This is a genomic window from Eubacterium sp. CAG:161 (assembly GCF_000432355.1).
Taxonomy (GTDB): domain Bacteria; phylum Bacillota; class Clostridia; order Lachnospirales; family Lachnospiraceae; genus Eubacterium_G; species Eubacterium_G segne.
Genome location: NZ_HF991872.1, coordinates 90298 through 105498 on the forward strand (window position 1 = coordinate 90298; position 15201 = coordinate 105498).

The following is a 15201-nucleotide window of genomic DNA, read 5'->3' on the forward strand; positions in this document are numbered from 1 at the left end:
TTTCTGCTATTTTGCCAATTCATCAAGTATTTCTTTTTTATTTTTTGCCCTCATTAGCGTCTCACCAATAAGAACTCCGTTAACTTTTGCTTCTTTAAGCCTTCTTATATCTTCGTTGGTTTTAATGCCGCTTTCTGCAATAAACAATACATTATCTGGAACAAGCCTGCGAAGTCTTTCACTGTTTGAAATATCAACCTTGAAAGTTTTTAAATCTCTGTTATTAACACCTATCATCCTTGCACCTGCTTTTAATGCCCGGTTAATTTCTTCCTCATCATGAGCTTCCACTAAAGCTGACAATCCTAATTCATCGGAAATTTCAATATATTGCTTAAGTTTAGCATCAGTTAGTATGGAACATATCAGCAAAACACAATCATCTCCATAAATTTTTGCCTCATAAATTTTCTATATCCTCCGCCTGTGTTTTTCCCCTTGGTCTTGTTCCTGCCACAGGAAATGTTGTAAGTTCCCTATCCACTAACTTAACCATGGTTTCCGGAGAAGCTCCGGCTATCTGCATATCTTCTGACTGTATAAAATACATATATGGTGAAGGATTAGTGGTTCTCAAAACTCTGTAAGCATTTAAAAAGCTTCCCTTATATTCCGCTTCAAAACGTCTTGAAATAACTCCCTGAAAAATATCTCCCTCTCTTATGTTTTCTCCACCCTCCACACTTTCTAAAAGAAAGAAGTTTTTCCCAAAGACCTACATCTTCCTAAGTAATGAAATAGGTGTGATTACATCTGCATATATTTCCTTACATATTGGAATCATGCTGTAATCCTCAAGTAAATGTTCAATTTTTTCAAATTTCTGTGTGTTCATATGTCCTCCTCAAAAAATAATAATGATTTTGGGACAAAAGATTTTGGAATTTCTCATTGATAGGATAAACAAAAAGAAAAGGCCTTTGTCCCTTAAATATTAAGGGACAAAAGCCATAAAATACTTCTGCGGTGCCACCCAAATTAATGTATAACACATTCACTCACTGCATACCATCATATGCGCTCTCTTTTAACGGTGAGTCTCCGTCAGCGTCTACTTCCATCTAAATAGTTTCAAGCTGCCCTCCTAAGTCCATTCATCACTGATAGTCTATTGCCTCACACCAAACGGCAACTCTCTGAAAAACATCTCACATGACTACTTACTCTTAGTCAACGGTTTGCTTTATTCTAAAATTTATATTTCATATTGTCAAGGTGCAATTTCACTCTTTCCCCTTGATTATTTTTAAGCATTGTCCTGTATCTGTTTTTCCTGAACATCAGGAGGTGCCTGTTCATAACGGGATACAACATATTCAAATTCACCACTTCCACCGGTTATTGAACGAAGGGATGTAGAATATCCATATAACTCTAACATAGGAACTTCCGCTTCTATTAACTGCTTTCCGTCCTTTGGAGTCATATTAAGTATTCGTCCCCGTCTTTTATTTAAATCTCCCATTATGTCTCCTGAATACTTATCAGGTGCCGTAACACTAAGTAAAGCAATCGGCTCTAACAAAACAGGTCCTGCCTCCAGAAATCCTTTCTTAAATGCAATAATGGTTGCCATTTTAAATGCCATTTCTGAAGAATCCACCGGGTGATAGGAACCATCTGTTAAAGTTGCCTTAACTCCCACTACAGGATAACCTGCTAACGGTCCTGCCTTAACACATTCCTGTAAACCTTTTTCCACCGCTGGGAAGAAATTCTTAGGTACAGCTCCACCAAATATCTTTTCTTCAAAAATATATGGTTTTGACAAATCCCCTGAAGGTTCAAACTCCATAACAACATCTCCGTACTGTCCGTGTCCTCCTGACTGTTTTTTATGTTTTCCCTGTACCTGTGCCTTCTTTCTTATGGTTTCCCTGAAAGCTATTCTTGGCTTTGTAAGTTCCACCTTTACCTTATACCTGTCTTCAAGCTTTGATGCCACAATCTGCAACTGCTGTTCCCCGATTCCATAAATCAACGACTGTCTGTTTTCTTCATCTGATACGGTTTTCAGTGTTAAATCCTCAATACAAAGCTTGGTAAGAGCCTGTGCCATTTTATCTTCATCACCTTTATTTACAGCACGATATGCCATATATGTATAAGGCTTTGACATTGTTGTCGGATGATATTCTATAGGCCACTGCCTTGTAGATAAAGTATCGCCGGTTCTGGTGGATGCCAGCTTTCCTATTGCGCCAATGTCTCCTGAATACAATCTGTCAACCTCAATTACATTCTTTCCCCGCATAACATATAATTTGGCGAGTTTCTCTTCCACATCCTTTGTGGCATTATAAACTGTATCTCCGGCTTTCAGTATCCCTGTACGAACTTTTACCAGGGAGTATTTTCCAACAAAAGGATCCATAATAGTCTTAAAAACATATGCTGAAACGGGCTTGTTGCAGTCAAAATCCGCCACTACCTCTTCACCTGTATCTACATTGGTTGCCTTTTTAAGCACCTCTGCCTTATCAGCACTAGGAAAATATTTTTCACAGGTTTGAAGAAAGCTGTTTACTCCCTGACAGCTTACACCTGAACCTATCTGAACCGGAACAATATCACAGCTTATTACACTTTTACGAAGAGCCTTTGATATTTCCTCATATGTAAACTCTTCCCCAGCAAAATATTTATCCATTAACTCTTCATCAGATTCAGCCACAGCCTCCATTAACTGCTCCCTGACAGGCTCTAACTTTGGTTTCACACTATCAGGAATATCTCTTTCAGTATAATTACCTGCATCATCTAAGAATTTTCTTCCTCCCATTTTTACCACATTAACATATCCCGTAAGTTTGTCATTTTCTAAAATAGGAAGATGAAACGGTGCTACTTTCTTTCCGAAATGCTCCTTTAACTGCTCTACAGTTTCCATGTATTTGGCATTTGGTGAATCCATGTTAGTAACAAAAAATATTCTTGGAATACGTCTTCTCTCACATATTTCCCATGCCTTAATGGTTCCTACTTCAACTCCTGCCTTACCGTTTACCACAATAACCGCCGCATCTGCCACGCTCATGGCATCCTCTAACTGCCCTACAAAATCAAAGTATCCCGGTGCATCAAGAATGTTAATCTTAAGTCCGTTCCACTCCACAGGTATAACCGACGCACTAATTGAGAACTTCCTGTTTATTTCCTCTTTATCATAGTCGCTAATGGTATTACCGTCTTCTACACGTCCTTTTCGGGTAATAACTCCTGTAGCATATGCCACGGCTTCTGCAAGAGTTGTCTTTCCCGCCCCACCATGGCCAAGAAATACAACGTTTCTGATATCCGATGTCTTATAAACATTCATATCCCGTACCTCCTTGTATTCAATTTTATATCCGATGGTGTACAAACACCCTAACTATATTTATATATTTTACTCTATAAAATATGACAATACAAGAAAGGTTAATATTTTAACAATTATCTTACAACAGAACTTTTAGAATACTCGACCTTAGTGTACTCTTTATTAACTAAAGTCAGTATATTTTCGTACAAATAATTGTGAGCTGATATATTATTCATCATACTGTTTTTATACAATATATCTGCCACATCATAAGCACAAAATGTTTTTGCATCACTATATACATATGTCCCGTCAATTAACTTTGCATATGCCTTCACTGTCCATTTGTCTGTATACTCAGCTGCCTGTTTTGATGTAAAACACACTGTCATTGCATAACTTGAGGCTATATCCGAGTCGGAAGCATTTATTGACAGCTGTCCGTTTTTTGTTCCCTCCACGCTTTTAACATATTTACTGCTGCTTCCAACATGCATATCCTCTTCATCTGCATAGTCAGCTAATGAATAAAGCATACCATATCCTATAACTTCCTTTTGATTTATTACGGAATCTACTGAGTACACAGTTCTCATTCCACCTAATGTTGCACTAATCTGATATCCGTTTATTTCTATTCCCTTACTAATGGTATTGCCTGATTTTGGAATTCCCTGTGGGGTAATGGTTGGTCCATATACCTCCAAAACCGTTTTCCCAGCATCATCCTTTGTAAAATGAATCCTGTCTATACAAAGTCTTCTTGGTTCTGTTTTAGTAAGACTACTGTGGCAATGATATACAATAAACATCTCACTTCCATCAGGTGAAGACACTATTCCATGATGTCCTGCACCATGTACTAATGTATTAGACTGCATAATAGGATTATTTTCATATTTTGTATAATTTCCAAGCGGGCTTGTGGCAGTTGCATATCCACTTCCATAATAATCACTTTCAAAGTGGGAACCTGAATATGTAAGGTAATACACTCCGTCCTTTTTTAGCATAAACGGCCCTTCCGCTACCTTTGCCTTATTTGTTTCCCATGCTTCTTCCGGCGAAATAAGACATGTAATTGTAGAATCATCCATGGTTCTCATATCTGAATTAAGCTTTGCACCATAAATGTAATTACCGTCACTTACTCCGCTTTTTCCATAAAACCTTACAAAATATATATAGTATTGTCCATCGTCATCCTTAAACACATGAGCGTCTATTTCTTTACCCTCATGCATAGGCTTCTGTTCCTCCTTCGTCTGGGTAAATGGTCCAAGAGGTGAGTCACTTGTTGCAACACTTAAATGTTCATTTGCAACGTAATACATATAAAACTTACCGTCTTTTTCTATTAAATCCGGTGCCCAAAATCCACTGTCACCATATACATCATTTTTAGATAATGCCCATCCTCTGTCTGTCCAATTAACTAAGTCAGTAGATGAATACACTTTAAATCCTAAATTAGCATTTTCCGTATTAGTTGCATATAAATAATACATACCCTTGTAATACAACACATCCGGGTCTGCACAGGAATTTAAAACTGAATTGGTATATGTTTTTTCCGGTGTTTTTGGATTATATTCAAATACACTTAAATTTTTAAATGAAGCTCCTGAAAGCCAATGTCTAAATCCTACTGTACCGCTTGAAAAATCATTATCAACTGCCACTATTTTGGCATAATTTTCACCATTATAATTAACATATCCTTTTATTTCATTCCCTGCCACTGCTACAGATACACGATAATATTTATTGTATTCAATTGTCATTTTCTTCTTTGCAATTTCAGTCCATTTATTTTGATGGACTTTTCCCAGAATCACTTCTTTTTTCAGTGCATCTATTCCAAAATAATATCCGTCATAACCATCTGAAACACTACTGTAAGGATTGTTTACCCTAAAAATTATCCCCCCCTGATTGCTGTCTTTACTGCCATCTTCCTTTACGCTTATATCCGCCTCTACAACAAAATCAGTAAATTCCTTTCCTGACACAACTACCTTGTTGGAATTTCCTCCATTAATGGACATAACATTTTCATTATATACAGGGGTATTTGAAACTAATCCCGGATAAAAATCAAGACCATATGAATCTCCAAAATTTGTGCTGTATAATAAATTTCCTGTTCCCGGTATTACCTCATAATTATTATTTTTTCCTAAAGTATCCATATGATAAAAACGTTGATTTCCCGAAAAATGATCTATGGAAATTAAAATGTTATTTCGTGAGGTTTCCACAATTCCCGGAGCATATGCTTTAGAACCTCCTGTCCATATGTCGGTTAAAAGCCCCCAGGTTTCAAAATTATCCATTGTTCTTATGTATTTAATATGAGTTCTTCTCTTTGACACATTCTCTGAAGATGAATCCGGTGTGCCTTTGAAATCCTCATCAGTGCAAAATACCACGCCTACAGGTCCGTTACCAACTCTGACAGCCATAGGACAATATGCATTATATCTTCTACCGGATTCCGAATCTATGGTTGACTGATAAACTATTTTTCTTCCTGAATAGTTCCACGTATATCCTCCATCATTAGACTGTATTGCCCTTACCACGTTAGAATACACGCCCCCCGATTTATTATCTTCAATACCTTCCGTCACAACCATGATTCTATTATTTCCTAAATCAACTACAGATGCCATTCCGTCTCTTACAAATTTAGATGAATTAGCATCTCTTGAAGCAGCAACTACGCCGTACTTATTCCATGCTCCCGTAAGACCATCTCTTCCCTGCATTGCAATCCACTGTGCACCGGATACACCATTTTCAGCAGCCAGAGGTTCCGAATCATAATAACACTGCATATCTCCATTTTGTGTCACAAACAGCCACGGAGCACCTACAAACTGACTACATCCTGAAATTACGGTGCTGTCATATACCCAGTTATACCCACCATTATCACTTCTACATACAACAACTGAATATTTACCCTCTGCATTTTTTTCACGAAATGCACAATACACCTTATCTGTCCCTGAAACAGCCATAAACATAACATCACCATAATTAATGTTGTCATTGCTTGCCACTGTACCTATTTTAGTCCAGCTTTCCCCTCTGTTTGAGCTTGTCCATACTTCTATTGTATGACCACTGCTCCTTCCGCCAATTACCGTTCCGTCATCTTTCATTGACATAGAACGTATAGCTCCTGAGCCATAGTATAACTCCTCAGGTGTGTTAGCATATGTTGCACTACCTGATATTAACAGTAATGTAACAACAAAAATCAAGCATAAATATTTCTTCAAAATAAATCCCTCCACTTATAAATATACTTTTATAGATTATTTATATCTAAATTATTTTCTCCCTACAAGTAGTGTAATTTTTTTATAAGGTATTATATTTTATATTCATCACATAAGAATATTTTTCAGATTCACTTTTCACTTGATTTGTTCGCTTTAAAGTGTTAAACTTTAAAGTGCTGAAGTAATTATATTCTACTAACAGGATAATTGATTATTTTATTTTTTCGTTTATAATTTACAATGTAAGTATCAAAAGTATAAATTAACTAACAACAGAATGGAGTTTTTATGAGAAATACAGATAGTTTAACATATGGATTTATTGGAATAGGATTAATTGGAGGTTCAGTGGCTAAAGCCCTTCGCCGTGTATATCCCGGCTGTAAAATTATAGTCTACAATCGCGGTGCAAAGCCAAGGGTAATGGCAATGAATGACGGTACTGCAAATATTGCCGTAGATTGTGTTGATGATACCTTTAGGGAATGTGATTACATATTTTTGTGTACACCGGTGGAAAAAAATGTGGAATACCTTTCATTATTAAAGAATATTATTAAGGATGATTGTATTATTACCGATGTGGGAAGCGTAAAAAGTAACATTCATGCCGCCATTAAAAAACTGAACATGGAGAAGAATTTTATTGGAGGACATCCTATGGCCGGCTCTGAAAAGACAGGCTATGAGTTTTCCAATGACCGCCTTTTGGAAAATGCTTACTATCCTGTTACGCCTACAGATAGCGTTGATAATAAATATGTTAAGGAATACTCCAAAATAGTTTCTGACATAGGAGCCATTCCTATTGAAATATCCTATAAGGAACATGACCGTGTAGTTGCTGCGGTAAGTCATTTGCCGCATCTTATTGCTTCAAGTCTGGTTAATTTAGTAAAGCATAATGACAGCCCTCTTGAATATATGAAAACCTTTGCAGCAGGAGGATTTAAGGATATTACACGTATTGCCTCCTCTTCTCCTGAAATGTGGGAGCAAATATGTATGACAAACAATATTAACATTAGCGAAATGTTAGGACTATATATTGAGGACTTAAAGAAAGTTCAAAATGAATTAGATAAAAAAGACGGCAGGGCTATCAATAATATGATAGCCGAAAGCCGTGATTATCGTGATAATTTAGATGAGCATAACAATAGTATTATCCAGAGAAGCTATAGCGTTTTCTGTGATATTATTGATGAGTCCGGTGCTATTGCAACCATAGCTACCATATTAGCTACTAATGGCATTAGCATTAAAAATATCGGAATCATTCACAACAGAGAACATCAGGAAGGGGTCCTTAAAATCTCATTTTATGACGAATCCTCTGCAAATAAAGCTATTGAACAGCTTGAAAGACACAGATACAAGGTTTTTAAGAAAAAATAAACTAGAAAATATCTTTCAGCTCCGTGATTTTGTAAATAATTTTATCTGCAACACTTAAATCCTGATTTCCTGAATCAGGATTTCTAAATCCAATGCAGGTCATTCCTGCTGTTTTTGCAGCTCTGCTTCCATTTGCAGAATCCTCTACAACAGTACATTCCGCCGGCTTTCCACCAAGTTTTTCTGCTGCTACCAGGAAAACATCAGGAGCCGGCTTTGGTTTTTCCACATTTTCCGCACTAAACAAAAGTTTAAAGCATTTATCTATTTCCAGGGTTTTCATCTGGCTTTCAATATAATCCTGAGATGAAGAAGATGCCACTGCCATTTCATAGCCTTTATCATAAAGATATTTTATTGTTTCCACTGCACCCTCTATTCTCGGAATACCTTTTTCCTTAAGCATCTCATCCTTAACCTGGGAAAATCTTTCCGGCAAATCCGTATATACGCTTACATCCACTCCATATCCCTCTTTTATAAGGTTATACAAAAAGCTTCTTGTAGAACCGATACAGCCTTTATAATGTTCGTAATCAATATCTATTCCTTTTTCCTTAAATACCTTTTTCCATATTTCAAAATGCATAGGTTCGGTATTTACCAAAACACCATCCATATCAAATAAAATATATTTACCCATATTTTCTTTTCTTCCTAATCTTTGTTATTTTGTAATTTCATCAAGAACCTCAAAATAATTTTCAAATGTTTTTTTACAACATAAAGGATTCTTTATAACTATTCCCTCTACTAAAAGACCAATAAGAGAAAAACTCATGGCTACCCTGTGGTCATCGTAGGTTTCAATTTCTGCACCGTGTAATTTTCCCGGCACTATTTTTACATCAGTTCTGCCGTTTACCTCAATAATTTCCGTATCACAGCCTATCTTTTTCAGTTCATTGGCAATAACTGCTACCCTGTCAGATTCCTGCCCCCTTATATGACCGATATTTCTAATGACAGTTGGCGTTGAGGCAAAGGCTGCCACCACTGCCATTGTAAGTGCCTGATCAGAAAAATCCGACATATCAATGTCTATGCCTGAATATTCTTTAATCTGACTTCCGTCAATAATTACACCTTCTTCAGATTCCGCAACAATACATCCTAAGTTTTCTAACACCTTTAAAAATTTCACATCTCCCTGCATGGAATCTAAATGTATCTGATAAACTCTTGCTTTTGTCTTTAAAATAGCTGCCATGGCGTAAAAATAACATGCTGCTGACATATCAGGTTCAATATAGTAATCACTACAGCTAAATCCGACATTTTCTATCACATATGTATCATCGGTTCTTAAATACTTAATTCCAAACTGTCTCATTAAGTTTTCAGTTATTTTAATGTAAGCACCCTTGGTTCTGGAGCCTGTAAGAGTAACTGTTAACCCGTTTATAACGCCTGCCATCATTAATCCGCTGGCATACTGACTGCTTTTGGTAGTATCTATTTCAACCTTTGTGTTTTTTATTCCCTTAGAATGAATTTCAAAAGGAAAATGACCTTCTTTTTCAAGACAATTAATAGTTACACCACACTGTCTTAAAACATTAATTAATTCTTCCATAGGACGTTTCTTCATCTGTTCAGAAGAATTAAGAGTATAATTTCCACCTGCCACTGCTAACAAAACAGTCATAAATCTTGCGGCAGTTCCTGCACTTCGTACATTTATACATGCATTTTTATTGGGAATATTTCCATTTTCCCCTTGTATAATTACCTGTTTTTCAGATTCATTAATATTAACGTCAAATCCTAAGCTTACAAGACAATCTAAAAACGCCCTGGAATCATCACTAAACAGCACCCCTTTAAGTCTGCATTTTTCCTGTGATAAAACTGCCAACATAAGTGCACGGTTTGTAATGCTTTTTGAACCGGGAACCACAACATCAATGTTTCTTTTATCCTTAATTCTTTTTACCTTATAAGTATCCAACCGGTTTTCTCCCATTCATCCTATTTTATAAACATAGCATCGCCAAAGCTGAAAAATCTGTATTTTTCCTTAACTGCAATTTCATAAGCATTAAGTACCTTTTCCCTACCGGCTAAAGCTGACACTAACATAATAAGTGTTGATTCAGGCAAATGGAAATTGGTAATAAGACAATCAATTGCCTTAAACTTATATCCCGGATAAATGAAAATCTGTGTCCATCCACTACCTTCATGTACCACTCCATTTTCATCTGTTACTGTTTCTAATGTTCTGGTACTGGTAGTCCCAACTGAAATAATGCGTCCACCATTTTCTTTACATGTATTAATGAGATTAGCATCTTCTTCATCCACCATATAAAACTCTGAATGCATATGATGTTCCAAAATATTGTCAACCTTTACCGGTCTGAAAGTTCCCAGTCCCACATGAAGGGTAACGTGGGCAATTTTAACACCCTTTTCCCTGATTTTTTCTAATAATTCCTTAGTAAAATGAAGTCCCGCCGTTGGTGCTGCCGCTGAGCCTTCATACTTGGCATATACCGTCTGGTATCTGCTTTTATCTTTAAGTTTGTGGGTAATATATGGTGGAAGAGGCATTTCACCTAACCTGTCTAATACTTCCTCAAATATTCCCTCATAATTAAACTTAATAAGTCGGTTTCCTTCCTCAACTACATCAATAACTTCTCCTGTAAGAATGCCGTCGCCAAAGTTAATAACAGTTCCCGGCTTACATTTTTTGCCGGGCTTAACTAAAGTTTCCCACACATCCTTTTCACGCCTCTTTAAAAGAAGAACTTCGATTTTTGCGTCTGTTCTTACTTTGTTTCCATACAATCTTGCAGGCAAAACCTTTGTATCATTTATAACAAGGCAGTCTCCCGGATTTAAATAATCTATTATTTCCTTAAATACGTGATGCTCCACATTCCCTGTTTCCTTATCAAGTACCATAAGTCTGGAACTGCTTCTATCCTCTAAAGGATCCTGAGCAATTAACTCCTCAGGCAAATCATAATAATAATCATGTAAACTCATTTTATTTTCGCTACACATAATATATCCTCTTTTCTATTTGTTCTTTATTATTTCATCACTATCTAACACAATGGTAAAAGGTCCGTCATTTACAAGGCTTACCTTCATATCCGCTCCAAATATTCCCTTTTCAACTACATCTATTTCTTTTTTGCACTGTGATATAATATATTGGTACATTTCATCTGCCATATCCGGTGCACCGGCGTTTACAAATGAAGGTCTGTTACCTTTTTTACAATCACTATATAAAGTAAACTGTGAAATAAGAAGCAGCTCTCCACCTACGTCCTTTAAAGCTAAATTGGTTTTGCCATTTTCATCTTCAAAAATTCTCATTCCAATTAGTTTTTTAATCATTTTATCAGCAATTTCCACAGTGTCCGTACCGGCAATTCCTATAAGAACCATAAATCCTTTTCCTATTTTGCCAACTACTTTTCCATCTACGGAAACCTTAGCATCAGTTACACGCTGTATCACAAACTTCACTTTTATCACCTCTTGTTTTATTGTCCGCCTACTAGTTTACAATATCTTTTAAGCTTTGTAAAATACTAAAGAAGTTTATCTGTTTCATAAGCTAAATATAATGGCGTTTTTTCACATTTTCCCCTTCTATTTTTTAGATTCTTATAAAAACAGACATACCATTGTAGTTTTCACCACTTATGATATGCCTGTCTTAATCAACTTGCCCTTAAGGTTCTATCCTCTAAGCTGGATTCCCATTTCTTCAAGTCCTTTAAGAATCTTCTTCATTGCACTTGAAACATCATTTTCCTCTAATGTTCTGTCCTTTGCCCTAAATACTATTGAATAAGCAACTGACTTGAATCCTTCTTCAATCTGGTCTCCTTCATATATGTCAAAGAGACTGTAGCTTTCAAGATTCTTTCCGCCGCTCTTTTCAATAACTTCCTCTATCTGTCCAACTAAAATATTCTTTGGAACTACCATTGAAATATCTCTTGTGACAGCAGGGAATTTGGCAATGCCCTCATATTTCTTATCAAATGAAGACATTTCATATACATATGGCATGTCAATAACTGCAATATATGCTCTTGTTTTCATGTCATAATTTTCACATACTGTAGGATGAACTTCTCCTAAATATCCAATAACATTTCCGTCATAAACTATGTTAGCCTGACGTCCCGGATGAAGGAATGATTTACCTGCATCAGCATCATAGTGTACTCTGTCCTTCATTCCTACCTGCTCTAAAAATTCTTCCACAACACCTTTCATTGTAAAGAAATCACCATCACCATAAAATCCTAGTGTAAACTGCATTCTTTCATCAGGAAGCTCTGTAAGTGGTAAAGCTTTTGGAAGATAAATATTTCCCATTTCAAAAAGTCTTACGTCTTTGTTTCTTCTGTTGTAGTTTGTAGCTAATGATGTAAGCATACCTCCAAGAGATGATGTTCTCATAACACTGAAATCTTCTCCTAAAGGATTTGAGATAACAATGGATTTTCTCATATCAGAATCCATAGGAAGTAGCAATTTGTCATAAACCTTCGGGCTTTCAAATGAATATGACATTCCCTGTGAAAATCCACAGTAAAGAGCTACTCTTCTTGCAATTTCATCTATTCTTAATTTATAGGATAATTTTCCTGCTGTTGCCTCTCCACTTGGAAGTGCTGTAGGAATGTTGGCATATCCGTAAAATCTTGCCACTTCTTCAGCAATATCGCACATACCAATTAAATCCTGTCTGAATGTAGGTACCGTAATTGTCTTAGTTGCAGCATCATATTTCAGCTCAAGAGCAGGGAAATAACTTACCATCTGCTCCTCTGTAAGGTTAAATCCAATAAGTTTATTTACATAATCAGGATCAAATTTAATAGTATGTTCCTCCTTCTTTTCAGGATATACATCTACCATACCTGCAACAACCTCACCGGCACCTAACTCTTCAATAAGCTCACATGCTCTGTTAATTGCATCCTCTGCATTATTAGGGTCAAGTCCCTTTTCAAACTTTCCTGATGCATCAGTTCTAAGTCCTACTCTCTTTGATGAAAGACGGATGTTGGTGCCATCAAAACATGCTGCCTCAAAAAGCATATCCTTAACATCATCATTTATTTTTGAATTTTCTCCACCCATGATTCCTGCTAAGCCTACAGGCTTTTCACCATCGCAAATCATAAGCATTTCGCTGTCTAATTTTCTTTCCTGACCATCTAATGTTTCAAATGTTTCTCCATCATTTGCACGTCTTACAACAATTTTATTTCCTGCTATTGTTGATAAGTCATAAGCATGCATTGGCTGTCCAAACTCTTCCATTACATAATTTGTAATATCTACAAGATTGTTAATAGGTCTGATACCCATTTTTGCAAGACGTCTCTGCATCCATTCCGGTGACGGAGCTATTTTTACATTTTTTACTACCTTTGCACAATATCTTTTACATAAATCCCTATCTTTAATTTCAACTGAAATGTAATCATTTACATCTCCGTCTTTTCCCACAGGAGCTGTTTTTGGTGCCACAAAAGGCTTTTTAAATGTAGCTGCTGCTTCCCTTGCAATACCCATTACACTGTAACAGTCAACTCTGTTAGACGTGATTTCGTATTCAAATACTGTATCGTGAAGACCTAACACTTCTACAGCATCAGCCCCTACTTCCACATCATCATCAAATACATATATACCGTTTTCAGGTGCCTTTGGATAATAATCCCTTGATGAGCCTAACTCTTCAATAGAGCACATCATACCACAGGATTCTATTCCTCTAAGCTTGCCCTTCTTAATCTTAATTCCTCCCAGTGTTCTTGAGCCGTCATGTCCTCCGGCAACTCTTCCTCCATCTAAAACTACAGGAACCTTCTGACCTTCTTCAACATTTGGTGCTCCTGTAACTATCTGAATAGTTTCTGTTCCTATATTTACCTGACAAATAACTAACTTATCTGCATCCGGATGTCTTTCTATTTTTTCAATCTGTCCTACAACGATTTTGTCAAGATCAGCATCTAATCTCTCGTAGCCTTCACATTTTGTTCCTGATAAAGTCATTGCATCCATATACTCCTGATCGCTGCATTCAAGTTCAGGAACATATGCTTTTATCCAAGATAATGGTGTATTCATTATTGTAAACTCCTTTCCTTTAGAACTGATTTAAGAAACGGTCATCGTTTTCGTATAACAGTCTCATATCATCTATTTCATATTTTAACAATGCTATTCTCTCTAATCCTACTCCAAATGCAAATCCCTGATATTTTTCAGGATCAATTCCACACATTTCAAGTACGTGAGGATGTACCATACCACATCCTAAAATTTCAATCCAGCCTTCGCCTTTACAGAATCTGCATCCCTTTCCTCCACATTTAAAGCATGAAACATCCATTTCTGCACTTGGCTCCGTAAACGGGAAGTGATGAGGTCTGAATTTAGTCTTTGTATCAGGTCCAAACAACTCCTTGGCAAATTCCTGTAACGTTCCCTTTAAATCTGCAAAGTTAATGTTTTTGTCAATTGCAAGACCTTCAACCTGATGGAATGATGGTGAATGTGTTGCATCTACCTGATCTGAACGGAAAACCCTGCCTGGTGAAATAATTCTGATAGGTGGCTGTGTTTTCTCCATTACTCTTGCCTGAACTGATGAAGTCTGTGTTCTAAGAACGATATTTTTATTAATATAAAATGTATCCTGTTCATCTTTAGCCGGATGATTTGCCGGTATATTAAGTGCCTCAAAGTTGTAATAGTCGTATTCCACTTCAGGACCTTCTACCACTTCGTATCCCATTCCCACAAATATACGCTGCAATTCCTCTAATGCCAATGTGTTAGGATGCTTATGTCCTATTTTGTTCTTTTTAGCAGGAAGTGTAACATCAATAACCTCTGCCTTAAGTTTTGCTTCTCTTGCCTTCTCCTGTAACTGGGCTTTAACTTCCTCCATTTTTTCCTCAATGGCTTTTCTTGTATCATTAACCATCTGACCTACCTTTGGTCTGTCTTCCGGAGCAACATCCTTCATTCCCTTAAGAACTTCTGTCAGTTGTCCCTTCTTTCCAAGGATTTCTACTCTTATGTCATTAAGAATATTTAAATCTTCGGCATTTTTGATTTTTGCAATTGTTTCCTGTTTAATTGCTTCTAATCTCTCCTTCATGTTACCTGTCCTTTCATCTTTATTTTAATAAATAATTTTCTTTA

The 15201-nt window shown here is 36.5% G+C and carries 10 protein-coding genes, 1 pseudogene and 1 other annotated feature; of the genes and pseudogenes, 1 reads left to right on the top strand and 10 read right to left on the bottom strand.

Going from position 1 to position 15201, the window contains the following annotated elements; genetic code table 11:
• Window positions 1-6: 6 nt before the first annotated feature.
• From Q5O30_RS08290 to Q5O30_RS08305, 4 genes and pseudogenes are all read right to left on the bottom strand, one after another.
• Complete coding sequence (locus tag Q5O30_RS08290) at window positions 7-372, bottom strand: indole-3-glycerol-phosphate synthase (protein WP_021953286.1); 366 nt, start codon at window positions 370-372, stop codon at window positions 7-9.
• Between the two features lie 43 nt (window positions 373-415).
• Window positions 416-670, bottom strand: a pseudogene (locus tag Q5O30_RS08295) (chorismate-binding protein); the annotation flags it as partial.
• Between the two features lie 264 nt (window positions 671-934).
• Window positions 935-1183: a binding site (T-box leader), on the bottom strand.
• Window positions 1184-1246: 63 nt separating this feature from the next.
• Window positions 1247-3319 carry a translation factor GTPase family protein gene (locus tag Q5O30_RS08300; RefSeq protein WP_021953289.1) on the bottom strand — a complete coding sequence of 691 codons (2073 nt, stop codon included), beginning with the start codon at window positions 3317-3319 and terminating at the stop codon, window positions 1247-1249.
• A gap of 116 nt (window positions 3320-3435) precedes the next feature.
• Window positions 3436-6594, bottom strand: coding sequence for a family 43 glycosylhydrolase (locus Q5O30_RS08305; RefSeq protein WP_021953290.1), 3159 nt, complete (start codon window positions 6592-6594; stop codon window positions 3436-3438).
• Window positions 6595-6885: 291 nt separating this feature from the next.
• Here Q5O30_RS08305 and Q5O30_RS08310 point away from each other — a divergent pair, with 291 nt between their 5' ends.
• Window positions 6886-7995, top strand: a complete 1110-nt coding sequence (locus tag Q5O30_RS08310; protein WP_021953291.1) for a prephenate dehydrogenase — start codon at window positions 6886-6888, stop codon at window positions 7993-7995.
• Window position 7996: 1 nt separating this feature from the next.
• Here Q5O30_RS08310 and Q5O30_RS08315 read toward each other — a convergent pair whose 3' ends face one another.
• From Q5O30_RS08315 to pheS, 6 genes are all read right to left on the bottom strand, one after another.
• Entirely contained in the window at window positions 7997-8638 is a 642-nt protein-coding gene (locus Q5O30_RS08315; RefSeq protein ID WP_021953292.1) for an HAD family phosphatase, read from the bottom strand.
• Between the two features lie 24 nt (window positions 8639-8662).
• The gene (gene aroA, locus Q5O30_RS08320) at window positions 8663-9946 is read right to left on the bottom strand and encodes a 3-phosphoshikimate 1-carboxyvinyltransferase (protein WP_021953293.1); all 1284 of its coding nucleotides are present in this window, start codon (window positions 9944-9946) and stop codon (window positions 8663-8665) included.
• Window positions 9947-9966: 20 nt separating this feature from the next.
• Window positions 9967-10992, bottom strand: a complete 1026-nt coding sequence (gene queA, locus Q5O30_RS08325) for a tRNA preQ1(34) S-adenosylmethionine ribosyltransferase-isomerase QueA (RefSeq protein WP_302674671.1) — start codon at window positions 10990-10992, stop codon at window positions 9967-9969.
• 33 nt (window positions 10993-11025) lie between these two features.
• A complete protein-coding gene (dtd, locus tag Q5O30_RS08330; protein WP_021953295.1) occupies window positions 11026-11484 on the bottom strand; it encodes a D-aminoacyl-tRNA deacylase in 459 nt (152 codons plus the stop codon).
• Between the two features lie 216 nt (window positions 11485-11700).
• Window positions 11701-14118: a phenylalanine--tRNA ligase subunit beta gene (gene pheT / locus Q5O30_RS08335; RefSeq protein ID WP_021953296.1), complete on the bottom strand. Its 2418-nt coding sequence runs from the start codon at window positions 14116-14118 to the stop codon at window positions 11701-11703.
• A gap of 19 nt (window positions 14119-14137) precedes the next feature.
• Entirely contained in the window at window positions 14138-15157 is a 1020-nt protein-coding gene (pheS, locus tag Q5O30_RS08340) for a phenylalanine--tRNA ligase subunit alpha (protein WP_021953297.1), read from the bottom strand.
• Window positions 15158-15201: the final 44 nt, after the last annotated feature.

What these genes read in the sequence shown, in the direction of transcription:
- Q5O30_RS08300 (WP_021953289.1), bottom strand. Translation starts at nt 3,319, where the DNA reads ATGAATGTTTATAAGACATCGGATATCAGAAACGTTGTATTTCTTGGC.
- Q5O30_RS08310 (WP_021953291.1), top strand. Translation starts at nt 6,886, where the DNA reads ATGAGAAATACAGATAGTTTAACATATGGATTTATTGGAATAGGATTA.
- Q5O30_RS08315 (WP_021953292.1), bottom strand. Translation starts at nt 8,638, where the DNA reads ATGGGTAAATATATTTTATTTGATATGGATGGTGTTTTGGTAAATACC.
- queA (WP_302674671.1), bottom strand. Translation starts at nt 10,992, where the DNA reads ATGAGTTTACATGATTATTATTATGATTTGCCTGAGGAGTTAATTGCT.
- pheT (WP_021953296.1), bottom strand. Translation starts at nt 14,118, where the DNA reads ATGAATACACCATTATCTTGGATAAAAGCATATGTTCCTGAACTTGAA.
- pheS (WP_021953297.1), bottom strand. Translation starts at nt 15,157, where the DNA reads ATGAAGGAGAGATTAGAAGCAATTAAACAGGAAACAATTGCAAAAATC.